The sequence below is a fragment of the Bifidobacterium olomucense genome (assembly GCF_012932375.1).
Classification (GTDB): domain Bacteria; phylum Actinomycetota; class Actinomycetes; order Actinomycetales; family Bifidobacteriaceae; genus Bifidobacterium; species Bifidobacterium olomucense.
The window spans coordinates 23,835-47,964 of record NZ_JAAIIG010000009.1 but is presented as its reverse complement, the minus strand read 5'-3'; the positions used below and the strand labels follow the sequence as shown (position 1 = coordinate 47,964).

Genomic DNA, 24,130 nt, shown 5'->3' with positions numbered 1-24,130 from the left:
CGTTTTTCTTTACACACGCCCACACCCGCATTACCGTTGCCCAGCCGCTGAGCCTCGATGGGCAACAGTAATGCGGGTGTGGTATTTCTGATGGCAGAGAATGAAGAAACACGAAGAAGTCTGGACCCATGCCATCTACATTGCCTCCCACCCTTACCGTTTGTTACGGCTCCACTCAGGTTCCCGTCGATCCGGCACATCCATTGGTGATCGGCCGCGCCTCCGACTGCAATCTGGTGATTCATAATCCGTACGTATCGCACCATCACGCACGCATCAGGCTGACCAACGACGGTTGGCTGATAGAAGATCTGGGCAGCGCGAACGGACTGTCCATCAACGGCATGCACACCACTTCGGTGCTGCTGACCGGCACCACCACGGTGACGTTGGCGCGCGGGGCCGCCATTCGGTGCGTAGTCGGCGCTGTGACTCCAGCGGGCGTTCCGGCGATGCCGGCGGCCCCTGTTGCCCCGTCCGTTCCAGCGCAACCCACAGCCACCCCTGCTGCCCCGGCACAGCCCATGGCCGCACCGGCCATGCCACGTGCCGCCGCAACGCCGGCACCGGCCGCCGCAGCCATGCCCGCACGTCCTGCGACACCAGCGCCGGCCACCCCGGTTCCAGCACGGCCGCAACAGCAGCCGGCTTCAGTCGCACCGGCCATGCCTCCGGTTGCGCCGGCACAGCCGGCAGCACCGGCATCGCCCGCACCATCGACGTCGTCCTACCCGGCAACCGGCCAACCCGGCAACCAACCGACCCGGCAACCGGTTACCCCGGCGCAACGTGCGATTCCGGCACAGCCCGGTCCTACAGCGCCCCCTACAGCCCAGCCAACACAGCCGAACCCGGCCGCACAACCGAACCAGAATCTCGGCGGCACGATCCTAGCCAACAACACGGTGCTGGCCGGCAGCACGCAAGCCATGCATCTCGAATCGCAACCGGCCATCAATCGCGTCCACGGCTCGTTCAATCCGGAAACCGACGCCACGGGACTGATCGGCCGCGACCCGGCGTGCCTGATCCAGATCAACGACGTACTGGTCTCCCGGCGGCACTGCTCGCTGGAAGCCACCGGCAACGGCATTCTGCTCACCGATCTGAATTCGGCCAACGGCACGTACGTCAACGGTCGTCGCGTGGCCAAGATCTGGCTTGAGGAAGGCGACGTGGTCACGGTCGGCAACACCGATCTGACCGTGCACGAGGGCGTGCTCACCGACCGTGCGCCCTTCGCCAGCGCCGACGCGGTGATCGCCGAAAACATCGGCCTGACCGTCGGCAAAGGCACCCGCCTCCTCGACGGCATCAATGCCGTGTTCGCCAAAGGTACGCTAACCGCGGTGATCGGCCCGTCCGGTGCCGGCAAATCAACCTTCACGTCTATTGTGGCGGGCCTCAACTCCCCCACGGAAGGCCACGTGCTGTTCGACGGGTACGACGTACACCAGAACATCGAACTGCTGCGCAGCCGTATCGGTTTCGTGCCGCAAGACGATGTGGTGCACCGCAAGCTCACGGTGGACGCCGCACTCGAATACGCCGCCAAGCTGCGTCTTCCCGGCTCCACGAAAGCCGAGCGCGCCGAAATCATCGACAACGTGCTGGAGGAGTTGGAGCTCACCTCACGCCGCCAGAATCGCATCGATCGGCTCTCCGGCGGCCAGCGCAAGCGCGTCTCCACAGCCATCGAGCTGCTCACCGGCCCGGAGCTGCTGATTCTCGACGAGCCGACCTCCGGACTGGACCCGGCACTGGATCTCACCGTCATGAAGATGCTGCGCAAGCTGGCCGACGCCGGCCGCGTGGTGCTCGTCGTGACCCATTCGCTCTCCTACATCAACAAACTGTGCGACAACGTGCTTATGCTCTCCCCCGGCGGCCATCCGGCATTCTTCGGCACGGTGGCCGAAATGGAACAGGCGTTCCACGGCAAGGAGTGGGCGGACATCTTCAACGATGTCACCGAACGCCCGGAGCAGGTGTACTCGCTCACCGATTCACGACAGCGCACGTTGGAGGCCAAAGCCACGGTCCGCCAGCATGCCGATCATGAGAAACCAGCAAAGCCGTTCCGTATCAAACAGACGCTCACCTTGGTCACCAGACAGCTGCATCTGATCGTCGCGGACCCGGGTCTGCTGATCTTCCTGCTGTTGCTGCCGCTCTTCCTGGGACTGCTGTCTTTGGTGGTGCCCGGCTCGCACGGCTTGGGCGAACCTGATTTCAAGGATGCGGCCACCGAGCCGAGCCAGCTGCTGTCGCTCGTGATCCTCGGCGCCTGTTTCATGGGTTCGGCGCTGTCGGTGCGAGACATCGTCTCCGAACGCGCCATCTATGACCGCGAGCGCGCGGTGGGCCTCTCCCCCACGTCGTACACGTTCTCGAAGCTGATTGTGATGGGATTGCAGACGCTGCTGCAGGCGGCGATTCTCACCACGGCCGTCAGCATCGGCAAGCCACGGCCTGATCACGGCGTGATCACCGACGCCGGCGTGGCCGAACTGGTGCTTGTGGTCTGGTTGACCGCTTGGGCTTCCGCCATGCTGGGCGAAGTGGGTTCCGCACTGGTCAAGTCCGGCGAGCAGACCATGCCGTTGCTGGTGATTCTGGTGATGGCACAGCTGGTATTCTCCGGCGGTATGATTCCGGTCACCGACCGCGACGGTCTGGAACAGGTCAGTATGATCTTCCCCGGCCGCTGGGGCTTCTCGGCCGCAGCTTCCGACATCGATCTGAACGGTCTGTTGTACGGCCCCACCAAGGTGCCGACCTTCAAGAAGGACGACCTGTGGGAGCACACGAGCGACCAGTTCTGGCTCGATATCGGCATTCTGGCGATTATGGTGGTCATCTTCACCATCGTGCTGCGCATCTGCGTGAGCAACGCCGTGGCCAAGCTGCGCCGCCGCTCGTAGTCGCTTGGAATCGCTTGGAATCGCTTGCGATCAGCAGATGCTTGCCAAGCGATTGTCGGCTCTTACAACGATTGCAAATACTGTCCTAAGTGCGGCACCGCAAATTCCAGCTGACCGTGGCCCACCGGTCGGATGAGCTTGTCTTTGATGAGAATCGCTCGGTACTTGCTCACCCAACTGCGGCTTCTGCGCGTACGTTCCGCAATATCACCGACCTGCGTATAGTGCGGCACATCTTTGGCCATAGCTGTCAAGAACAGCCGCTCCGCACTGGTGGTACCGTCCAAGGCCGGAGCGCATATGGCATCATCAAATGCGAGCAGCGCATCGGAAACGCCGGTGTCCACATCATCCGATGTGATGACGTTTGAACCTCGACGCTGCGCGGACTGCCACATGTAATAACCAACAAGTTGCACCATGTACGGATAACCCTCGGATTGTCGGGCAGCCTCAAGCGCATCGGACTCACTGATGGTCTTACCGGAATCGGCAACCGTCTCCAGAAATGCGTTCTTGACATCCGGCAACGGCACGTTATCCAATTCACGACGCAATGCCCGCCGCAAAAACGTAGTCACCTCGTTATCCAGCAGATCATTGACCATGTAGGGTAATCCGGCGAAGACGATGGCAACGCCCCTCTTATCCGCATCAGGCGTGTCACTTTCGTCGGCATCCGTAATCACGTGCTGCACAGCCGTGGCAATAGCTACCAGATCATCATGCGAAGCCGCTTGTGTCTCATCGATGGTGATGAGAATGCCCTTCCCTTTACCGATCTTCTTGCTGCTTAACCGTTTGTTCAGCGCATTACGCAGTGTCAGCGGATTGGATTCCGCAGAAAAATGCGCCTGCCCAAGACTGGCAGTGGCAATGCCGGAAATACCGATGGAGGGACTGATGTTGGCCTGATCGAGACGAAGCCCCGAAGGCGCCAACGCCGTGATAAGTCTCGTGACCAATCCCGTAGAGGCCGTCTCTCCAATGACTTCCCAATGCTGCGCTTTAGCAATACGACGGAACTCGGTAAGCATAACAGTCTTCCCGAAACCACGCTGTCCGGTGACCAACATGATGCGCCCCGGCGCGCCCACACCATTGACCAACGCTTCGGAAAAGTCTTCGATAATGGACTGCCGACCAATAAAATCGGAGGCATCTTGCCGGCAGTTGGTTTGAACGGATTAATCACCATGATTACGCTCCTGCCTCAACGCACACCAAATTACACGAATGCGTACCATGTTACACGAATGCGTACCATTGCGTACTTGTACATGTACGGGTACGTTTACTCACGCACGTGCGCACGCATACACGTACTCGCACACGACTCTGTGCCATTACGCTCGCATGACTGCCGTACCCCAATTGACGTGCCGCTCTCCTAGAGTTGGAGGCATGTCACTTGGTTTGAACATCCTCCTGATCTTCGTGTTCCTCGTCATCGGTTCCGTGTTCTCCGGCACCGAGCTGGCACTCGTCTCCCTGCGTGGTTCGCAGATCGAGCAGATGGAGCAGGAGGACGCCCGCGGCGCGAAGGTGGCCAAAATCGCGCGCGACCCGAACACTTTCCTGTCCACCGTGCAGATCGGCGTAACGCTTTCCGGCTTCCTGTCCGCCTCGTTCGGCGCCTCCTCGATCGCCCCGTACCTGATTCCGCTGGTGGAAAGCTGGGGGGTGCCGGTTGGCATCGCTGGCGGCTTGGTGAACATTGTGCTCACCCTGATTATTTCCTACTGCTCCATCGTGATTTCGGAAATGGTGCCCAAGCGCATCGCCATGCAGCGCACCGAGCAGATCGCACGCGCGGTAGTGCCCGCCATTGACGTGTTTGCCACGATCTGCCGCCCGATCATCTGGTTGATCGGCAAGAACACGAACGGCATCGTGCGCCTGCTGGGATTCGACCCGCAGCAGACCGAATCCGAAGTCTCCGATGATGAGTTGCGCGTGCTCGTCAGCTCCAATACGAACCTGTCCAAGGACGAACGCACGATTCTGGACGATGTGTTCGACGCATCCGAAACCATCGTGGCCGAGGTGATGCGTCCACGCGCCGACGTGGTGTTTATCGAAGCCGATCAGCCGATCGCCGAAGCGGCCGCGTTCGTACGTGACCAACCGTACTCCCGCTACCCGGTGACCGGTAAGGATTTCGATGATGTGATCGGCTTCGTGCATGTGCGCGACCTGTTGGACGTGCGCGACCCGAACGCCAAAGTGGTACGCGATGTGGTGCGCGAAGGCATCTCCCTGCCCGGCACTTCCAAGCTGCTGCCGTCACTGGAGTTGCTGCGTAAGCGCGGCATCCATCTGGCCGTGGTCATCGACGAATACGGCGGCACGGACGGCATCGTAACGCTGGAAGACATGACCGAGGAGCTGGTAGGCGACATCCGCGACGAATACGACCTGCCTACCGAAAAGGGCGGCGAGCGGCGAGCCCGCACCGCGTTCGTCAACGGCGTGGCCACCATCGAAGCCAGCATGACCATCGAGGACTTCGCCGACCTGACCGGCATCGAACTGGAAGACGGCCCGTACGAAACCGTGGCCGGCTATTTCCTGGCCCACACCGGCAAGATGGGTGCCGTGGGCGACGTCCTGCATTCGGACGACGGTTACGACATGGTGATCACCAAGGTCGACGGCCGCCGCATCGAAACCATCGAAGTGCGCAAAGCTGGCGCCCCTGACCACGCACCAACAGCCGAAGCGTGACCTCTTCTCGGCTCTCCTTGTCAGGGGAGCTGACAGCGCAGCTGACTGAGAGGTAGTCCATCGAGGGAGTGCAACTTTCGACATCCGGTAATGCTCTGCCAATAATTCCTTCGTGATTATTCCCACGCCTGTTCCGGGCCTGTGGCGGAGGCAAACAGCCTAGACTGGAATGACTGTTCCAAATATGAAAGGAAGGAACACCATGACACTTGCATTCATCGTGCCGGGTCTCGACGAAGCCACCTCGGAGAAGGCGATCGCCATTCTGCAGAACCGACTGAGCCAGGAGCAGGAGGCCGCTCTGGTCTTGAAGCACGCGCATTGGAACGTGACCGGCCCGAACTTCATCGCCGTGCATGAGATGCTCGACCCGGAGGTCGAGTCCGTGCTGGCTCAGGCCGACGAAACCGCCGAGCGCATCGCCACGCTGGGCGGCACTCCGGACGGTCGTGCTGACGCGATTGTGCGGGGCCGCACGTGGAAGCCGTTCGACGTGGAAGGCCGCGCCGGCACCGAGGAGTACCTCAAGGCTCTGATCGAGTACTACGACGCCTTCATCGCCGAAGATCGCAAGGCCGTTGCCGAGCTGGATGAGCTGGACTTCGTCAGCTCCAACATCATTCAGGATCACGTGCAGCAGCTCGAAAAGTTCCAGTGGTTCATGCGCTCCCACTTGGCGTGAGATTCTAGCCTTACGTAGCCGCGACTGGTTGAGTAGCGGCTCTATGAAGCGGCTCTGTTTTCGGATGGAGCCGCTTTTTCTTTGCTTACAATCGACGACGAATTGAATGGTGGGGCGTTTCCTGCGCGATTTGGCCCGCGATAAGTAAATAAGTACTTACCACGGACCAAACACGACGATGGGATTCATCGCGCAGGGCATTGGGGGGCACAATGGGTGCCACAATGCGACCGTCAAACGTTTTATGAGAATGTTGTGGTCAACGGTGTTTGCCACAACAGTGCATTTCGCCTAGTTTTTACATTTTGTGGCAGGGGTTTCTGCATAATTCGGTTCGTACCCGTATCAATGGCACGGAATCGTCTGTTGTGGCAAGAATTATTGCCACGACCGGCATATCAATCGATTGATGCGGCCACGGGGACATATTGTTATGTCTCGGTAAGTGATTCTGATTGTTTTCCACGCACCGGGACGAATTTATTCGCCCGACTGATTCTCACACCGCATCAAAACCGCGGAATTAAGCCGATTCTTAATTCGTGGATATGTGAATCACCACTCATCGAGTGCGAGATTCTGCCACGGTAATCGCAAAAAACGCGAAAATCATCTACCGAGACACGAAAAACTGTCCCGGTAAGCATATCAATCGATTGATGAAGCTATCGAGACAAACCAAGTGCGCAAAGACGGAAAAGTTGTGGCCCCAGCCACAACTTATGTATTCTCGCCGCGGCGATGCCCGCCACACCGTGCGATCACCGCACAACCACACACAACCACACACAACCACGCGCAATCAGTGGGTGGCGATCTCGTCCACCTTGGTCACATGACCGCCGAACTGGGCGCGCAGGGCGGTCACCACGCGCAGGATGTCGTCGGCACCGCCGCGCGAGGTCTGGCGTTGCCAGAGGGCCGCCGCAGTGGTGGGCACCGGCACGCCAAGCTCAAGCGCCGCTTCGACCATCCACTTGGCCTCGCCGGACTCGTTGGCCACGGCCGGCACGCTCTTCAATTCCGGATCATCCTTGGTGGCGTTGTCGAGCAGGTCGAGCAGCCAGCTGGCCACCACGGAACCGGTACGCCACGAGGTCATGGTTTCAGCCGGGTTGGTCACGTATTCGCTGCGCAGCATCGTGGCAAAGCCTTCGCCGAAGGCCTGCATCATGCCGTATTCGATGCCGTTGTGCACCATCTTGGCGAAGTGGCCACCGCCCACCGGACCAGCGTGTACCAAACCATATTCGCCTTCCGGCTTGAGGCTTTCGAAGATCGGTAGCACGGTCTCGTAATCCTTATCCGATCCGCCGATCATCAGCGCGTAACCACGCTCGGCACCCCAGACGCCGCCGGAGACGCCGCAATCCAGGAACCCGATGCCCTTTCCCGCCAGGGCGGCCGCATGCTCGCGGTCTTCGGTGTACTTGGAGTTGCCGCCGTCAACCACGATGTCTCCCGGCTCAAGCAGCTCGCCCAGTTGTTCCACGGTGGAATCGGTGGGCTTGCCGGCCGGCACCATCACCCACACCACGCGCGGGGCGTCCAAAGCCGCCACCAGAGCCTCCAAAGAGTCCACATCACGCCCGGATTCCGGGTTCATATCAAAACCGACGATCTCATGGCCGTCTTCGCGCAGGCGCTTGACCATGTTGCCACCCATACGGCCGAGGCCGATCATTCCCATCTGCATAATGTTCCTTCTTCCATCGAAAATAAGTGCAACGTGACGTGATGAAGTACGTCGCAACGTACGTTTTGTGCGGTTTTATCGCTCGTAATCCGGAAAAACGTACACCGAGTGCGACTAAGCGTACGTTTCCCCCGATCAAGGGGCACGAAGTCAGGGTCGTCGTACGCTGAGCGCAACCCAACGTACGTTGTCCAGCGTGAAGATCTACAGGCTCAGGGCTCCGGCCACGGCCATGGCTTCCTGATCCGGGTCGGCCAGTCCGATGTGTACGTTGACGTGTACTTCGTCATCGCCCGGCTCTTCGAGGATGTCGAACTGGCTCTGCAGCATGCTCGGCTTCATGAAATGGCCTTCACGGTGGGAGAGACGCTCCATCACCTCGTCGAAAGTGCCCTGCATGTAGACGAACACCACGCCCGGTCGGCGCAACTTGTCGCGGTAGACCTTCTTCAACGCGGAGCAGGTCACCACGGCCGCCTCGCCGGCGGCGATGCGCTCATCAATCCAAGAGGCCAGGATATCGAGCCAGGGCCAGCGGTCCTCGTCGGTGAGGGGGATGCCGGCGGCCATCTTGTCGATGTTGGCTTGCGGGTGGAAGTCGTCGGCTTCCGCGTACTTCAGGCCGTATCGCTCGGTCAGGTGCGCGGCCACGGTGCTTTTGCCGCAGCCGCATACGCCCATCAGTACGATGATCGGCTTGGTGTTGGCGAAGTAGTCGGCGGGGATGGTGTTGGCGGTGATGATATCTGTGTGTTCGTTAGTTGCGATGGTCATAGGAGTCTCTTTTCAGCTGAGTAGGGGAGAGGATTACGAATGATTGATGGTTGACGGGAAGGCTGCTAGACCAGCGGCACGAAGATGCTGCAGATCATCACGAGGGCGAGCACCACGACGGACAGCAGACATTCGAGCACGGTCCAGGTCTTGAAGGTTTCGCCAACTTCCAGGCCGAAGTATTCCTTGATGAGCCAGAAGCCGGCGTCGTTGACGTGGGAGAGGAACACGGAGCCTGCGCCGATGGCGATGACCAGCAGGGCGATGGCCGGAGCGGTGACGCCCATCTGGTCGACGACCGGGCCGAGGATGCCGGCGGTGGTGATGATGGCCACGGTGGCGGAGCCGGTGGCCACGCGCACGAAGGCGGCGATGAGCCAGGCGAGCAGGAAGATGGAGATGGCGGAGCTTTCGACGAATTTGCCGATGATGTCGCCGATGCCGGTGTCCACCAGCACGCCCTTGTAGCCACCGCCGGCGCCGACGATGAGCAGGATGCCTGCGATGGGCGGCAGTGCGGCCTTCAGGGAGTCGTTGACGGTCTTCCAAGACATGTGGGTGGTACGGCCGAGCACGATCATCGCGAAGAGCACGGCGGTGGCCAGTGCGATGGCGGGCTTGCCGAAGAAGGCGAGCACCTGGGCGTAGACGGCCTTGGAGCCGGCTTGGTCAGGGGCCACGATTTCGAAGATGGCGTTGCCGAGCATCAGGATGGCCGGCACGAGGATGCACAGCACGGACAGGGCGAACGGCGGCTTGGTGGTCACCGGGTTGCCGTCGGCATCCACACGACCCTTGCCGGTATCGAAGTTCTCAGGAGCACCGACCGGCACCCACTTGGCGGCGAACTTGGAGAACAGCGGGCCGACGAGTGCAGCGGTGATTACGGCGATGGGAAGGCCGAACATCATCGTGATGCCTACGGAACCGTTCTTGAAGCAGCTCAGTGCGGCGAGCGGGCCGGGCTGAGGCGGCATGCAGGCATGCATCACCGAAAGACCTGCCAGCGTAGGAATGGCCACACGCATCAGTGGCAGCCTGGAACGGCGGGTGATGAGGATGATCACCGGCACGAGCACCACGAGGCCGACTTCGAAGAACATCGGCAGACCGATCAGGGCGCCGATCAGGGCCATGGTCCACGGAATCATCTTGGTGGAGGTCTTGGCGAGCAGTGTATCGACGATGCTGTCGGCGGCACCGGTGTCCATCAGCACGCGACCGAGCATGGCGCCGAGGCCGACAAGGATGCCCACGGATGCCATCGTGGAGCCAAAGGTGGTGGAGAAGCTTTCCACGGTGGCCACCGGGCCGTAGCCGGAGCCGATGCCGACCACGAGGGAGGAGATCAGCAGGGAGACGAACGGGTGCAGCTTCGCGACGGTAACCAGTAGAATCAGCACGACAATGCTGGCCACCACGCTGATGCCGAGCTGGGTGCTGTTGAGCTGGACTGCTGCGTTCGTGACTTCAGCCAAAACAAGCGTATTCATAATCCATCTCTTCTTTGAGTCGGTGTATATGGATGACATTTCATTGTCACCATATGCATATCGTATGTTGACATCTAATATAACCAACGATTATGGAATACGCAATACTTTTACGCACCGGCGTGTTGAATATGTATGCCATAACCAACCGAACGTGCAATACTTGTCTTATGACTTCCGCGACTTCCCTGATTACTGCAGCATCCGGCACAGCTGCCGCCAACGAACTGTCCCTGCACGATCGTCTGCTCGACGAATGGGGCATGGCCGTAGTGAGCGGCGACGTCAGCGCAGGGGAGCGGCTGCCTGAGCCGAATATGGACGGCGACGCCACCCCCTCGCGCACGGTGACGCGCGAAGTCACACGCGTATTGGAATCGATGGGATTGGTCAGCGTCAAGCGCAAAGCGGGGGCGACCGCGAACCCCGTCGAGCAGTGGAATATCCTCGATCCACAGGTGATTCAGTGGCGACTGCGCGGCCCGCATCGCATTTCGGCCTTGCACGAGCTTTCGCAATTGCGCGCCGCCGTGGAGCCCGCGGCCGCGCGGCTCGCCGCCTCACATGCCACCGCGGAGCATTGGGCGGCGCTGACCCGCGCGGCCATCGACATGGTGGCGCACTCCGACCACGCCGACGAAGCCGAATATCTGGAAGCCGACATTCTCTTCCACCGCACATTATTGGAAGCTTCCGGAAACCTGATGTTCGCCGCCCTCGGCGACGTGATCGCCTCCACGCTCACCGGCCGCACGCACCACGAATTGATGCCGAAAGTGGCCGATCAGACGGCGCTCAGCTGGCACACCGAGGTAGCGGCGTTGATTCGCAAGGGAGACGGCAGCGCAGCCGAGGCAACGATGCGGCAGATCGTCAGCGAATCCGATCAGGCCATCAGCCACATCGCCGGCGACCAACGATAACGATCAGGACACCGGATCTCCGACCGTTCTGGGGCGACACCCAGCAATCCCCAGCTACACCCAGCCGCACCCCCAGCAATGCCCCAGACTCTACGACCAGCGCGGTTTTTCTCGAAATAAACCCACCTTTCGCGAAAATGACTCATTGAGTTCCCATCAGCGGTACATATTCGCGAAGTAAGGCCATATTTGCGAGAGCCCACCTCTCGCGAAATTGAGAATCCCCACAACATGACGCTCACGCCGCGCCCGCCACTCACCTCCAGTAATCTCAACACCCGATCTACAGCACCACACGGCGATTGAGCTCGCGGCGCAATTGCCTCCAATTCGGCAGATAGGCGCTCATACGCCGCTGGAATCCGGTGCCATGCCCACGCTCCCACAGGTGGGTCATCTCATGCACCAGCACGTATTCCAGAAAACACGGCTCCATCAGCCCCAATTGCAGATTCAACCGAATACGACCGGTGGCCGGCGTACACGATCCCCAGCGCGAGGTCATCACACGCAACGTGATATGACTGGGAGCCCGCCCGATCACCGGCTCCCACCTAGCCAGCAGCCCCGGCAATTGCGCATTGATACCGGCCGCGGCCTGAGCCTTGCGCTCCGGCGTCCAGATCGCGGCACGATCGAACGTAGGCACCGCCCCAGAATCACCCGCAGAACCGTCTTGCCCGGCTCCTCCACCAACACCCGGGCGACCCGCACCAACGTCGGCCAAGTCACCACGTCCGGCAGCATCCCCGCCGCGCTCGACGCCAGACGCGGACCCATCATCAATCGGCCCACCCGCGTCCATCGACTTCCTACGCGCCTCGGCCATGCGCCGTACGTGCTCGTCAATCCACGAACGGCGGCCACGCACGAAGTCAGCAATGATGTGGTCACCCATACGCTTGGGGGCTGAGATTACGACTTCGCCGTTCGGCGGCTTGATACGAAGGTACATATTTTTGATGGGCTTACGCACCACCGTAACCGGCAATCCGTCAATGGTCAGATTGATGGCTGTGGCAGGGGAGCCAGAACGAGACGATGATCGGTATGGCATGTGCGTCATTGTGACGCGCGCAACCGACAGCGCACGTACGTCACGACCTGACGATCCGCGATTGACGAAAGACTTCCGGCAAGGGCCGTCTCCGGCACCGCCGCAAAATAATCTTCAGCGACCGCTGGGAGGGCGGACCGCCGCGGAAAACCGGTCAGCTCGTCATCGATGACTCAGCACCCCACCGCGACACGCCGAAACGTACGTCCCGTTGACACCTTCACGTTCAGTGGTATTGTAATCACTTGTGCGCTTTTGAAGTGCATGGATCGGGCCCATAGCTCAGCTGGTTAGAGCGCATCCCTGATAAGGATGAGGTCGGAGGTTCAAGTCCTCCTGGGCCCACAGGAAAAGAGGCGGCCGCGTGCCGCTCTTTTTTTCCCGAATAAATCAACATGGGGCTATAGCGCAGCTGGTAGCGCATCTGCTTTGCAAGCAGAGGGTCGCCGGTTCGAACCCGGCTAGCTCCACTACCCGAAACCCTTGGAATTGCAACGATTCCGAGGGTTTTTCTGTATCGCATTTTCTGCGTGTTTTCATCTCATTTCAACAAATTTCAACAGGTCTAAGGATGCACAAGGGATGCAAGCCGCTGAAGTTCCTTAGACCCACGACACGCCGAAGTGAGGGCTTAGGAATGAAAAAACGCAGTTTTGGGAAAATCCAGCAAATGAGGTCGGGACGTTACCAAGCGTCCTACATCGATAGCGCCGGTACGCGGCGTTACGCGCCGGATACCTTCAGCACGAAACAGGCGGCGGCTAGCTGGCTATCCGATATCCGCGCCAAGCTGAACACGAATAGCCTTATCGACTTGGAGACGGCGGCTAAGACGTTCGAGGAATACGCAATAGATTGGCTAGTCGATAAAAAAGAGACGGTGCGCCCTAAGACGGCGCTGCTGTACGCCGGTATCATCGACGAACATTTAACGCCGTTCCTTGGAGCCTACCCGCTTAAGGACATAACACCCAACGTGGTGAAGAAGTGGCGGCGCTGGATGCTGCAACGTTTCGAGCAACGGCGCGACTTGGGGGACATACCCCGCAAGGACACTACCGGCAAGACGCGCACGGCACAGGCATACCGGTTGCTTCATGCCATCATGGCGACGGCCTACCGTGACCAAGCAATCAGCCTCAACCCTTGCAATATCGTGGGCGCTTCTTCTTCGGATACGGCGGAACGTAAACCGGCCACCATTAGGCAAATCGGCGTTATTGCCGACAACATGCCGGAACGCTATAGCGCGCTTATCCATGTGGCGGCGTGGTCGGGGCTTCGCTTCAGCGAGCTTGCGGGGCTTACACGCGCGGACGTTGTTCTAGTCAGGCTGGAAGATGGCGAGAACGCCTACAGACTTAATGTGGACAAGCAGACCTATCGAATTAACGGCAAGCTGTATGAGAAGGAACCGACCAAGACGCGCGCGGGGCGGCGCGTGGTGTTCCTACCCCCGCACGTCACGCCGATATTGACCGAGCACATGGAAAAATACACCGGAACAACCAATGATGCTTATGTGTTCACCACAGGGCGAGGCACGCCCATAAACAGCAACTCATTAGGCAAGGCGTTTCGAGAGGCACGCAAGGCAGCGGGACGTGATGATTTGCGTTTTCATGACCTACGGCACACTTGCGCCACGTTCGCGGCACAGACTGGAGCCACCACCAAGGAACTTATGAACCTTATGGGCCATAGCTCCCCACGTGCCGCGTTGATTTACCAACATGCCACCGAGGAACGCACACGGCAGATAGCCGCGAACATGTCACGATTGGCCGAACACGCGCAGACACGCGAACAGGTGCGCCAAGGTCTGAAGGTCATAGAAGGCGGCGCGGCACAGGAACACAAGAGCGCAGCACGCGGAAGGGTGGCGGCATGAGCATGAAACCGCAGCCGATACCCGAGGCATGGCGCGCACCTATCATCGGTTTTCTGGAATATGGGCAAGCGCAAAGCTTCAGCCCGGAGACTTTGAAGACGCGGCGCGCCCAGTTGGTCAGGTTTGCCAAGCAATCGGACGTGCCACCTAGTCAGGTAGACAGGTCACATATTACGGCGGCTATGGCGCGTTGCAAGTCGCAAAGCACGCGCCGGAACCTACGCAATGCACTGGTTACGTTCTTTCGCTGGTGCTTCCAAGAAGGCTTTACCGCTGCCGATTTGTCCGAGTTTGTGCCGCGTGCGCGTATGGCTAACCCGCACCCGCGCCCTTGCCCCGAGCAGTACATAGAAGAAGCCATGAGCAAGGCCACGGAATCGGAGCGCGTCATGTTGGCGTTAGCTGCCGAGTATGGACTACGGCGAGGTGAGATAGCACAGGTGCATAGCGATAATGTCGTGACACGGGACGACGGCTATTCGTTAGTCATCAACGGCAAGGGTGACAAACAACGAATATTGCCCATAAGGGAGAACATGGCGCAGCGTATACAGGCGGCAAAAGGTTATGTGTTTCCGGGACGTTTTGGCGGTCATGTGGAAGTGTCCTACATATCCAAGCACTTGTCTAGGTTGCTGCCTGATGGGTGGAGCGCACACAAGCTTCGGCACAGGTTCGCTACTACGGCTTACGCACAATCACATGACATGCTGGGGGTATCCCACGCGCTCGGGCATTCTTCCACCGTTGTAACCGAGCATTATGTGGCGCTGCCTGATAACGCATTATGCACGTTGGTAAACGCTGCCGCGCTGCCCGGTGAAAGCGAGCATATCAAGCCGTGTGCGCCGAGACCGCAGACGGCACCGCCGAGGCGAGCTAACGGCAGTATTCGTTATCCGTATGACGGCAAGCACGGCAAGGAAACGGCAAGCGACGCGCCCGAGGCGGTGCGCATGGCCCTTATGCTCACATTGGACTTCGCGGCATGGCGTGCGCAAGGCGTGCAATCGTTCGACATATTGGCCGAGCATTACGCCGAGCTGCACAGGGTGCGGGCGATAGGCCACGCGCGCCGTTCCAGCGTGGTAAGGGCGGCAGCAAGGCGCTTGGCTAAGGTGGGCATGATTGAACTAGTGCCCAACCATTTAGGGCGCATACGCGGCAATATCTGCCATGATACGGCCACATTGTGCGCTTTAGCTGGAATGCTTGCGGCGGAATACGCAAGCAAGGTGCCAAGATAAGTGCCGCGCCTCTCGCATTAGGCCCAGTAGTGGCACGTTGATATGTGACAATCGTCTAGAATGCTCGACATGAAGCCTGAGCATATCGAACGACTAAGCACGATACTCACCATATTGGGCCTACTTCTTAAACTCTTAGTGTTGCTGTTGTTCATAATGACGCTTACCACCGTTACGTTATACGTTCTATGGAGCGTATTAATTGTTTATCCCAGCACGAAGGGGTGAGGGGGGCGGCGCGGAACCGGGGGGTGCGGGGAAGTAGCTAAAGCAATCTATGGCGCGTTAGCGCCATTCCACGAGAGCGACAGCACGGAGAACAACCCAAACGGCATACAGTCCCTAAAAACATGGCTTATAACGTATGTAGTGGGGAACATGCGCTGTTTTTACTCGTGTTTTCCTATCCCGTGGTGAAAACATTTTATTTATCTCGTGGGGAACACAAAACGGTGAGGCGCGGGGTGTTCGTTGGGGTCACTTCTAAAAAAACGGGGCTTGACTGCGGCGAGGTTATCCACAACGTAAGCGATTGCGAAAGTATTACTACTAATAAGATTCTTACTATATTTCTATTCCTTATATGTACTGCAAAAAAGCAACTAGGTAGTTGCACTTTTAACAACTAGGTAGTTGCTTTCATAACAACTACCTAGTTGCAGTTACAACAACTACCTAGTTGTTGTCCGATAACAACTAGGTAGTTGCGATTAGCTTCTAACACGCTTCAATGTGGATAACCTAACAGTCGGGGTTAGTCCAGCCGTCACCGTCCGTGTCTGCGTCCCAAGTGTTCCCGGCTAAGTCGGTGGGCGGCAGATTCGTAGCACTGCCACTTTTGCCGCGCCGCGCCTTTGGATATTCAACAGGCACGCCGAACTCTTCAGCGCGCGCGATAATCAGTAGTTCGGTCAATGGCATCTTGTCGCCACGCCGGGAGCCATGAAGGCGCAGCAAGTGGCAGCGTTCCAGCCGTCGCAAACTGTCCATAGCCATATTCACGGTGCTACCCGTCACACTATCCTTGCCCAACACGCGGCCTATCAATTCGGATATGGGACGACATACCCAGCACGGCAACGGACGCGCCCTAATGTCGTATTTATCTGGGTTTTCCCCATAGTCTTTCATTAGCCTATCGGCTAAGAAGGTTTGAGGGTCTACCGACTTCGCGGCAAGGTAATTAAGCATGTTCCAGTCGCGCTCACGTAATGCGTGCGCGGCTTCCACGTTTGGCGCGGCGCGGGGCTGTTGACCCCGTGGCGCTTTGATTTGCGCGCCTAGGTTGTTATAGGGGACTCGCAGCATATAGGCAGTATTTAGCAATATGAACCCCATAGGCTAAGCCACCTTGCCATTGTCGGGTTGCCATTCGCTATCGAAAACGTGCCAAACGTAATCATCGCCGTAGCGGCGTAGCTTGTTGGGGCGACATAGAAGCCGCACAAGAACTGTGTCGTGCGTATCCGGTTTGACACCGACTAGCCCTATTGCTTCCATTCTTGCCAAGGCGGCGCGCAGCATGACTATAAGCCGGGCGTTATCCCCGGTGATTACCCACGGCAAACCGATATGCCGCGCCAAGGCGGCGTAGGTAAGTTGTTTGTATGTTCTGCCGTGGTGGTGGAATTGCTCGGCTATGTACAGGTATAGCGACGTAACCGCGTAACCTTTGAGTTGGTTTGTTTCCTTGTCGATTGGGTTACGCTTCATCGCACACCCCCATTTCCTGAAGGGTGGCGACGGCGGAACGGCGGCGCGTGTTCTTGCGGCTGGACTTGCCCCGGTCGGTGGCGTTCGGTGTTTCCTTGGTAACGGTGTGTTCCGCTATGAAGCGTTCAAGGTCGGCAATGGCGTACATGTTGCGCGGACGGCCTACCTTGCCCGTGCTGGGCATAAGCACCACAGGCAGCACGCCGTTAGCGGTCATGCGTTCCACAGTCACCGAAGAAACGCCGAGCATTTCAGCGGCTTCATATTTGCTTGCCAAGAGCTTAGGCACGCGCTTGTTTTTAGGCATGATGAATTAACCCCTGTTTTCAGATAAAACAGGGCTACAGCCACGGGGACGCGCCTAGAGGCGGGTTAGGCGCTGCAATGTTCCCGCGCGGCTACAGCCCGGTTGCTGTATCCGCTTGCGGGGTATCCTTGCGGGGCACGTGGCGCAAGGATGGATGCGACTATGAGAAGCGTAGCAGTTGGAAGTATGGCAGTTGCCTTATTTGCCGCCGTGTGTTGTTTCTCGGTTAGCCGTCGTTGTTCGGCAAGAGCGAGGATAACGGCGATAATCCAAGCAAGCGGCGGCACTGCGTACAGGGCTTTAGCGTGAGACGTTATAGCGGGTATCCCAGCACGGAACATAGAATTAAATGTTTCCCAGTCTCTATAGGTCACATTACCGAGAATGATGGAAACAAGCCATTCTATTACCGCTTCCCGGTTGTCTTCGTTCCCCAAGTCCTTGCATTTGTCCAGCACGTCGGAACACGACGGAGCGTTAGCCTGAGCTTTGCAACCGGCTTCTATAGTTTTCGCTAGTTCCTCAAATGTTCCGGCCTGAATATGTCTATCGAGAATATTCTTTGCATGGACTCTAAAAAGTCGCTCTTCTGAATCTATGAACGTCGCTATAGCCTTCGGCCTACGTCTACCAGATATCTCATAAGACGTATTGCGGTATACAGAAGAACGGCGCGCGCAGCGGTTTTCACCTAATTGCTTCAGGTATGCGTTACACGTCGGGCATTGGGTAGGAATGTTGGGGTGCCGCAAAACCGAACGGTCATGATTTTTAAACGCATTAAAGACGGCGCAACAATCAGGGCATGACGTATCGGGGTCGCCACGATGGGTGGCGCAACACGTCACGTTGTCCCTTGTTTCCATGCCTCACACCTTACCGTGTTTTTTCGTCTATGTTCCTCGATTCCAGTCAACCGAACAAGCGTTTTCCACGGCTAAGGATGCACAAGGGATGCAAGCGAGAGTACAGGCAACCGAAAACCCCTGTAAAATAAGGTTTTGAGCGTGAAAGTACAAAGACTTTGCAAGCAGAGGGTCGCCGGTTCGAACCCGGCTAGCTCCACTACCTGAAACCCTTGGAATTGCAGCGATTCCAAGGGTTTATTGTTTTCATCGGCCTATAGGAACTTTCGTGGAGCATTAGGTTTGTCTTACCTCCTTTCTGAGTGGCGGCCACGTCCTGTCCTTGCATGGCGTTTGTTCCTGTGACGGGCGGGGTGTTTGCCCATCTCAGGCCTATAGGACCTTTTGTGGTGTTTTGAACCTCGGCTTCTAGTCGTTTGTTTTCATGTGGATTCGTGTGTGGAAGTCGTTCCAGCCGATGCCGGTGCTGTATCTCATGGGTGGTGCTGCAATCTTGCGGTCAACCAACGCCGCACATGCCCATCTCTCTTACAAGGGGCTGATTTCGGGTCTTTCGAAAAGCCATCTTGCTTACAAGGGGCTGCCCAGCGAGGAAAACGAAGATACCAGCGTTGGAAAATGGCGGTTTTTCAACGCCGATACTTGCAGTATCGTCATTCTGGAGCCCCTCGTAAACGAGATAGATCTCCGGCAAGCCCGCAAATCAACGCACACCGTCATTGAACAACGATAAGCACGGCGACTGCGACTCCGGTGGCACCACTAGCACAGAACCGGATCCGAAACGGCTGTCTGAGATATGGCGATTACGACAAATGCACGCGAGTACCCACAACCACAAACACCCCACTTTTTGACACAGCGTCAAAGCAGGGTTTACACTATGCTACGAGAGAAATTGACGCTTCGTCAACATCGGCGGCACAACAACGTGCGGCAGATGTCTCGCCGGCGTCAGACACCCGACGTCCAGCGCGGGACGACGAGCGTAACCATAACCGCATCGGAACAGTTACCGCAGCGCAGCGCAACAGCACTACGGTCGCAACCGATCCGATGCACCCAAGAAAGGACCGCAATGCTGTTTCAGGTCTACGGCGATACCGCCGTCTATCAGTGGATCGGATGGATCCTCGTCTTCTGCTGCCTCATCGGTGCCAACGAACTGGCCCGCCGCACCAAAACCGGCGGCGTGATCGCCTTCCTCATCGTGCCGGCGATCCTGACCGTCTATTTCATCACCATCTACACTGCCGCCGCCATGGGTGCCGAGTGGGCCTTGAACAACCCGACGTACGTGCATATGACCAGCTGGTTCCACTACGCCAAGCTGTATGCCGCCACCGCCGGCTGCATCGGCTTCATGGCCCTCAAATACAAGTGGGGCTCCATCGGCAAATCCCACTGGTTCAAGTGCTTCCCGTTCGTGATCGTGGCCATCAACATCCTCATCGCCGTGGTCTCCGACTTTGAATCCGCCATCCGTGGCTGGGGCGGCACTTGGGTCTCCACCGAAGGCGTGACCCTGTACGGCGGCTGGCACAACGTGTTCAACGGTGTGGCCGGCATCCTCAACATCTTCTGCATGACCGGCTGGTTCGGCATCTACGCCTCCAAGAAGAAGGACGACATGCTCTGGCCGGACATGACCTGGGTGTTCATCGTGGCCTACGATCTGTGGAACTTCTGCTACACCTACAACTGCCTGCCCACCCACTCCTGGTACTGCGGCCTCGCACTGCTGCTGGCCCCGACCGTGGCCAACTTCTTCTGGAACAAGGGCGGCTGGATTCAGAACCGTGCCTTCACGCTGGCCATCTGGTGCATGTTCGCTCAGGTGTTCCCGATGTTCCAGGATTACTCCGTGTTCTCTACCCAGTCCGTGAACAACCCGAACGTGAATCTCGTGGTCTCGCTGATCGCGCTGGTTGCCAACGTGCTGGCACTGGGCTACATCCTCATCCGCGCCAAGAAGCAGGGCATCAACCCGTGGATGCAGGAAGTGTTCAAGGGCACCAAGGACTTTGAGCAGGCCATCGCCCGCGCCGCGTGATTACCTCACGACTGCCGTCGCTCGGCGTCGCGTGACGTTCAAATTGTCGCGTGACGCCCGAGCCGGCCAGAACAGGCAACAACGCCAACAACGAAAACAAAACAACATAAAACAACGCCAAACGGGGCGGTCCTCGTCGGATCGAACGATTCATATCGTCGATTCGACCGGGACCGCCCCGTTTGGTGTATGGGAAGGAAGGGGAAAGAAAGAATCGAAAGGAACGAGCGGCTTGACTACTTCACCGACTTGATGAAGACGATCAGCACCGCGCCGATCAGCGAGCACACGGCGGCCAACGGGAACAGCGCGTGGTAGCCGATCGACTGGATCAGGGCGGCGGCAAGTACCGGGCCGAGCACCTGTCCGCCGGTGTTGGCGAGGTTCAGGATGCCCAGATCCTTGGCGGCGGTCTCCTTGTTCGGCAGCACGTCCACGTTCAGCGCCTGGTCAACCGAGTTGTAGGCGCCCATGCCGGTACCGGCCACGAGAGCGTACGCGATCATCATGTGCGGGTCGTTCGAGAAGAACGGGATGATGGAGCCGACGGCCACCAGCAGGGAGGAAACGATCACCGGAAGCTTACGGCTGCCGATCTTGTCGGCGATCGGGCCGGAGATGATGGTCATCACGATGGCGGTGACCATCATGCACATGGACATGATCGTCACGTAGCCAGCGGCGCCTTCCTTGGTCTGGTTCATGTAATCCATGAGGATGTACAGCTGGAAGCCGGAGATGGCGAACTTGGCGGCCACGATCAGGAACTTGCCGAACAGTGCCAGGTAGTAGTCACGGCAACCCTTGACCGGGAAGGTGAAGTGCTCGACGAACACCTTGGAGTCGAAGGACTTCTTCGGCATGGCCAGGCTGGAGGGCTCACGCATCAGCACGGCGGCGATAGGGCCGGAAAGCAGGGTCAGTACGGACAGGACGATGAAGCCGAGGGTCACATTGGTCAGGAAGCGGGCGCCGATCATCTGACCGGTGTAGATGCCCACCGAATAGCCGAGCGCGTACATCGAGGTGATGGCACCGCGGAACTTCGGGGCGGTACGGTCGGCGAGTACGGCGATCAGCGGGGCGATGATGGCGTTGAGGAAGCACTGGTAGACGCACCAGGTCACGATCAGCATCGCCACGTTGGTGGCGACGTTGACCAGCATCATCGAGGCGGCGGCAAGCACGGAGCCGCACACGATCCACGGCGTACGACGGCCCCAGCGCGAACGGGTCAGGTCAGAAAGCGCACCGAAAAGAATGTTGGCGATGGCGGCAACGATCATGGCGCTGGTGGACAGCGCGGCCACAACAGCCGCCTTGGAATCGCCGGCGAGCTCAGCGGTTTTGGCCGGCAGCAGCACCACGTTGACGCCCATGTACGGGCCCATCCACAGGAAGCAGCCCAGCACCAATGCCACGCCGACGATCCATGGCGCCTTGCTCTGCTCCTCGTCGCTGACGGTTCCGGTCCACACCGGCTGTCCCGGCGCGGTTGATGTGGTAGTGGCTACGTTGCTCACAGTTCGACCTCCATTGTCGATGCATCAGGATCGCCCCAGTACGACGACGCCTCGATGCGCATTGTTCCTTGGGGAAGCGCGAGAGTTCGCGTTTCGTTGTTCCATCGGCCGATCGCCGACAGATCGAGTGCAACCTTGACCTGCGTCGTAGAATGCGCGGGCACCTGGGCCGAGGCGAATCCGAGCAGCTCGCGCTCCCCGGCCCGCTCGCCTTCCAGCAGGGTGCCGTACACCTGCACGACGTGGCGGCCGTCGCAATCGCCTTCGTTGCGAACGGAAACTTGCATAATGGCCGTCTGATGAGAACGGTCGAGATCGAGCAGACGCGGCGACTCCTCGATGCCGTAGGTCTGATAGGACAGGCCATAGCCCAGCGGGAACAGGGCTTTCGAACCGCGATGCTGGATCAGTCGCTGGCCGTACCAGCGGTCATAGGTCGCGGCGGTGGCGTCCGAATCGAACGGAGGGAGATCCTCCTCGCTGGCCGGAATCGAGTAGGGCAGTCGACCGGACGGATCGACGTTGCCGGCGATGATGTCGGCCAGCGCATGACCGCCTTCCATACCCGAGTACCAGCCGAGCAGCACGGCGGCGGGCTCGTTGATCCACTCGTCCATCAGCACGGCACCGGCGGCCACTACCACCACGATCGTGCGCGGATTGGCGGCGGAAACGGCACGGATGAGTTCCACGTCCTCGGCCAAGAGGCGCAGGCTGTGGCGGTCGCCGCCCTCGGCGTCGGAGCCGAAGGTGCTCATGCCTTCCTTCATGAAGGCTTGGCATCCGGCTTTGGCTTCCTTCTGTTCGTCGGTTACCGGTTCGGGCAGCAGGGGCAGCATGTCGGGGGAGACGACGGACTTCAGGTACTCGCCTTCATCGTTGGCGGTGTATCCGACCACCACCACGGCGGCATCCGCACGAGCGGCACGTTTGGCGGCGATTGCAGGGGCTTCGTCCGCACGATAGCCCACCACATCGTCGCCGTAGATCTCGCGCAAGCCCTGCAGCGGGGTGACGACGTACGGGGCGCGCACCTTGGAGGAGCCCTCGTCGCCGGTGTTGGGCTTGTCGGCGATGCGACCGAACACGGCCACGCGCTTGAGATCCGCGGTGGGGCGAAGCGGCAGTGCGGATGCGGCGGGAACGGCGGCGGCATTGTCATCAGCCACAACACCGTCATTCTTCAGCAGCACGGCTGCACGCTCAGCCACGGTACGGGCCAAGGCCACATGCTCGGCGTCGGCCATCGTGCCGTGAGGCTCGGCGGCCGCGCGCTGGGCGTAGAAGCGCAGCTGCGTGGCAAGGATGCGTTCGCCCGCCGCGCGCACGTCGGACCAGTCGGCCTCGCCGCGCTCCATGGCGGCACGAAGCTTGGTGTAGCGCTGCTGATGGAACGGCTCTTCGATATCAAGACCAGCCTTGACGGATTTGGCTACGTCGCGCAGACCCCACACGAAGTCGGAGACCGCGATGCCGGTGAAGCCCCAGTCGCGGCGCAGCGTCTGGTCGATCAGCCAGCTGTTCTGGCCGCAGTATTCGCCGTTGACCGAGTTGTAAGCGGTCATCACCGCTTGGGCGCCGGCTTCGATGGTGCGCTTGAAATGCGGCGCGTAGACCTCGTGGAATGTGGCTTCATCCACGGTCACATCCACTTTGAAGCGTGCGTTTTCCATCGAGTTGCAGGCGAAGTGCTTGGCGCAGGCGATGGCGTTGGACTTCACGCCGCGCGTGATCGCAGCACCCATCTGGCCGAGCAGCACCGGCTGGTCGGAGTAGGTTTCCTGCACGCGCCCCCAAGCGGGGTGGCGGGGCAGGTTGATGCATACGCCACCGAAAAGGTTGCCGCCCTGTTCGCGCACCTCTTCGCCGATGGCGTGACCCACCCGCTCTTCCAGTTCGGTGTCCCATGTGGCGCCGCGGGCCATGGAAACCGGGAAGGCGGTGCCGTTGCCGGCCACGCAACCGCGCGGACCGTCCACAAATCGGATGCCGGGAATGCCAAGACGGTCGATGGCACCCATCACATATGGCTTGATGTTGTATCCGTGGCGGACGATATCCAGTCGTCCGCTCCAGTAGTAGACGTCGCCGTCCAGCAGGTTCAGGCGTTCGTCCTCAGTGAGTTTGTCGTAGAGTTCGCGGGCCGCGCGTTCGGCGCTGGCTCCTGCACGTACGGAAACGACGGCTGCGTCAAACGCGTTGCGTTCTGATGAATTATCGCTGGTCATGGTCGCCTGCCTCGTCATCGAGTTCC

Annotated in this window: 17 protein-coding genes, 2 tRNA genes and 1 pseudogene; 10 read left to right on the top strand and 10 right to left on the bottom strand. The window is 59.2% G+C overall.

What is annotated here, in order from left to right; all coding sequences use genetic code 11:
• The first annotated feature begins 128 nt into the window (after positions 1 to 128).
• A complete protein-coding gene (locus tag G1C97_RS09275; RefSeq protein WP_169241521.1) occupies positions 129 to 2,924 on the top strand; it encodes an FHA domain-containing protein in 2,796 nt (931 codons plus the stop codon).
• A 62-nt stretch (positions 2,925 to 2,986) separates the two neighbouring features.
• On the opposite strand, the pseudogene G1C97_RS09270 reads toward G1C97_RS09275, so the two are convergent.
• Positions 2,987 to 4,122, bottom strand: a pseudogene (locus G1C97_RS09270) (ATP-binding protein).
• A gap of 206 nt (positions 4,123 to 4,328) precedes the next feature.
• Here G1C97_RS09270 and G1C97_RS09265 point away from each other — a divergent pair.
• Positions 4,329 to 5,651 (top strand): hemolysin family protein, encoded by a 1,323-nt coding sequence (locus G1C97_RS09265; protein WP_169241520.1) that lies wholly within the window; start codon positions 4,329 to 4,331, stop codon positions 5,649 to 5,651.
• Positions 5,652 to 5,853: 202 nt separating this feature from the next.
• Positions 5,854 to 6,333: a Dps family protein gene (locus G1C97_RS09260; protein WP_169241519.1), complete on the top strand. Its 480-nt coding sequence runs from the start codon at positions 5,854 to 5,856 to the stop codon at positions 6,331 to 6,333.
• 802 nt (positions 6,334 to 7,135) lie between these two features.
• On the opposite strand, the gene gnd is transcribed toward G1C97_RS09260, so the two are convergent.
• The 3 genes from gnd to G1C97_RS09245 form a co-directional block, all read right to left on the bottom strand.
• Positions 7,136 to 8,029 (bottom strand): phosphogluconate dehydrogenase (NAD(+)-dependent, decarboxylating), encoded by an 894-nt coding sequence (gene gnd, locus G1C97_RS09255; protein WP_169241518.1) that lies wholly within the window; start codon positions 8,027 to 8,029, stop codon positions 7,136 to 7,138.
• A gap of 204 nt (positions 8,030 to 8,233) precedes the next feature.
• Positions 8,234 to 8,803 (bottom strand): gluconokinase, encoded by a 570-nt coding sequence (locus G1C97_RS09250; protein ID WP_240951092.1) that lies wholly within the window; start codon positions 8,801 to 8,803, stop codon positions 8,234 to 8,236.
• 65 nt (positions 8,804 to 8,868) lie between these two features.
• Positions 8,869 to 10,296, bottom strand: a complete 1,428-nt coding sequence (locus G1C97_RS09245) for a GntP family permease (protein ID WP_169241517.1) — start codon at positions 10,294 to 10,296, stop codon at positions 8,869 to 8,871.
• Positions 10,297 to 10,466: 170 nt separating this feature from the next.
• Here G1C97_RS09245 and G1C97_RS09240 point away from each other — a divergent pair, with 170 nt between their 5' ends.
• Entirely contained in the window at positions 10,467 to 11,219 is a 753-nt protein-coding gene (locus G1C97_RS09240) for a FadR/GntR family transcriptional regulator (protein WP_169241516.1), read from the top strand.
• Positions 11,220 to 11,502: 283 nt separating this feature from the next.
• On the opposite strand, the gene G1C97_RS09235 is transcribed toward G1C97_RS09240, so the two are convergent.
• The gene (locus G1C97_RS09235; protein WP_169241515.1) at positions 11,503 to 12,276 is read right to left on the bottom strand and encodes a M48 family metallopeptidase; all 774 of its coding nucleotides are present in this window, start codon (positions 12,274 to 12,276) and stop codon (positions 11,503 to 11,505) included.
• A gap of 271 nt (positions 12,277 to 12,547) precedes the next feature.
• Here G1C97_RS09235 and G1C97_RS09230 point away from each other — a divergent pair.
• The 4 genes from G1C97_RS09230 (at position 12,548) to G1C97_RS09215 (ending at position 15,414) form a co-directional block, all read left to right on the top strand.
• Positions 12,548 to 12,621: transfer RNA gene (locus G1C97_RS09230), tRNA-Ile, on the top strand.
• A 52-nt stretch (positions 12,622 to 12,673) separates the two neighbouring features.
• A tRNA-Ala gene (locus G1C97_RS09225) sits at positions 12,674 to 12,746 on the top strand.
• Positions 12,747 to 12,913: 167 nt separating this feature from the next.
• Complete coding sequence (locus G1C97_RS09220) at positions 12,914 to 14,167, top strand: tyrosine-type recombinase/integrase (protein WP_169241514.1); 1,254 nt, start codon at positions 12,914 to 12,916, stop codon at positions 14,165 to 14,167.
• The gene (locus G1C97_RS09215) at positions 14,164 to 15,414 is read left to right on the top strand and encodes a tyrosine-type recombinase/integrase (RefSeq protein WP_205832595.1); all 1,251 of its coding nucleotides are present in this window, start codon (positions 14,164 to 14,166) and stop codon (positions 15,412 to 15,414) included. Before G1C97_RS09220 ends, G1C97_RS09215 begins: the two co-directional genes overlap by 4 nt.
• Before the next feature lie 741 nt (positions 15,415 to 16,155).
• Here the strand turns inward: G1C97_RS09215 and G1C97_RS09210 are convergent.
• From G1C97_RS09210 to G1C97_RS09200, 3 genes are read right to left on the bottom strand one after another with little or no spacing between them, the layout of a single operon-like run.
• Complete coding sequence (locus G1C97_RS09210) at positions 16,156 to 16,752, bottom strand: hypothetical protein (protein WP_169241513.1); 597 nt, start codon at positions 16,750 to 16,752, stop codon at positions 16,156 to 16,158.
• 3 nt (positions 16,753 to 16,755) lie between these two features.
• Complete coding sequence (locus G1C97_RS09205) at positions 16,756 to 17,127, bottom strand: hypothetical protein (protein WP_169241512.1); 372 nt, start codon at positions 17,125 to 17,127, stop codon at positions 16,756 to 16,758.
• The gene (locus G1C97_RS09200) at positions 17,117 to 17,434 is read right to left on the bottom strand and encodes a helix-turn-helix domain-containing protein (protein WP_169241511.1); all 318 of its coding nucleotides are present in this window, start codon (positions 17,432 to 17,434) and stop codon (positions 17,117 to 17,119) included. Before G1C97_RS09200 ends, G1C97_RS09205 begins: the two co-directional genes overlap by 11 nt.
• A gap of 1,302 nt (positions 17,435 to 18,736) precedes the next feature.
• On the opposite strand from G1C97_RS09200, the gene G1C97_RS09195 reads away from it, so the two are divergent.
• Positions 18,737 to 19,033: a hypothetical protein gene (locus G1C97_RS09195; protein WP_169241510.1), complete on the top strand. Its 297-nt coding sequence runs from the start codon at positions 18,737 to 18,739 to the stop codon at positions 19,031 to 19,033.
• Positions 19,034 to 19,378: 345 nt separating this feature from the next.
• The gene (locus tag G1C97_RS09190; RefSeq protein ID WP_169241509.1) at positions 19,379 to 20,353 is read left to right on the top strand and encodes a DUF5692 family protein; all 975 of its coding nucleotides are present in this window, start codon (positions 19,379 to 19,381) and stop codon (positions 20,351 to 20,353) included.
• A gap of 236 nt (positions 20,354 to 20,589) precedes the next feature.
• Here G1C97_RS09190 and G1C97_RS09185 read toward each other — a convergent pair whose 3' ends face one another.
• Together G1C97_RS09185 and G1C97_RS09180 are read right to left on the bottom strand one after the other, a co-directional pair.
• Positions 20,590 to 21,876, bottom strand: a complete 1,287-nt coding sequence (locus G1C97_RS09185) for an MFS transporter (RefSeq protein WP_169241508.1) — start codon at positions 21,874 to 21,876, stop codon at positions 20,590 to 20,592.
• Positions 21,873 to 24,122: a glycoside hydrolase family 3 protein gene (locus tag G1C97_RS09180; RefSeq protein ID WP_240951091.1), complete on the bottom strand. Its 2,250-nt coding sequence runs from the start codon at positions 24,120 to 24,122 to the stop codon at positions 21,873 to 21,875. The genes G1C97_RS09185 and G1C97_RS09180 overlap by 4 nt, the downstream gene beginning before the upstream one ends.
• Positions 24,123 to 24,130: the final 8 nt, after the last annotated feature.

Excerpts from the sequence above, each read along its gene's own strand:
- G1C97_RS09205 (WP_169241512.1), bottom strand. The coding sequence starts at position 17,127 with ATGAAGCGTAACCCAATCGACAAGGAAACAAACCAACTCAAAGGTTAC.
- G1C97_RS09260 (WP_169241519.1), top strand. The coding sequence starts at position 5,854 with ATGACACTTGCATTCATCGTGCCGGGTCTCGACGAAGCCACCTCGGAG.
- gnd (WP_169241518.1), bottom strand. The coding sequence starts at position 8,029 with ATGCAGATGGGAATGATCGGCCTCGGCCGTATGGGTGGCAACATGGTC.
- G1C97_RS09275 (WP_169241521.1), top strand. The coding sequence starts at position 129 with ATGCCATCTACATTGCCTCCCACCCTTACCGTTTGTTACGGCTCCACT.
- G1C97_RS09235 (WP_169241515.1), bottom strand. The coding sequence starts at position 12,276 with ATGCCATACCGATCATCGTCTCGTTCTGGCTCCCCTGCCACAGCCATC.
- G1C97_RS09180 (WP_240951091.1), bottom strand. The coding sequence starts at position 24,122 with ATGACGAGGCAGGCGACCATGACCAGCGATAATTCATCAGAACGCAAC.
- G1C97_RS09220 (WP_169241514.1), top strand. The coding sequence starts at position 12,914 with ATGAAAAAACGCAGTTTTGGGAAAATCCAGCAAATGAGGTCGGGACGT.
- G1C97_RS09190 (WP_169241509.1), top strand. The coding sequence starts at position 19,379 with ATGCTGTTTCAGGTCTACGGCGATACCGCCGTCTATCAGTGGATCGGA.
- G1C97_RS09200 (WP_169241511.1), bottom strand. The coding sequence starts at position 17,434 with ATGCCTAAAAACAAGCGCGTGCCTAAGCTCTTGGCAAGCAAATATGAA.
- G1C97_RS09210 (WP_169241513.1), bottom strand. The coding sequence starts at position 16,752 with ATGGGGTTCATATTGCTAAATACTGCCTATATGCTGCGAGTCCCCTAT.
- G1C97_RS09250 (WP_240951092.1), bottom strand. The coding sequence starts at position 8,803 with ATGACCATCGCAACTAACGAACACACAGATATCATCACCGCCAACACC.
- G1C97_RS09215 (WP_205832595.1), top strand. The coding sequence starts at position 14,164 with ATGAGCATGAAACCGCAGCCGATACCCGAGGCATGGCGCGCACCTATC.
- G1C97_RS09265 (WP_169241520.1), top strand. The coding sequence starts at position 4,329 with ATGTCACTTGGTTTGAACATCCTCCTGATCTTCGTGTTCCTCGTCATC.
- G1C97_RS09245 (WP_169241517.1), bottom strand. The coding sequence starts at position 10,296 with ATGAATACGCTTGTTTTGGCTGAAGTCACGAACGCAGCAGTCCAGCTC.
- G1C97_RS09240 (WP_169241516.1), top strand. The coding sequence starts at position 10,467 with ATGACTTCCGCGACTTCCCTGATTACTGCAGCATCCGGCACAGCTGCC.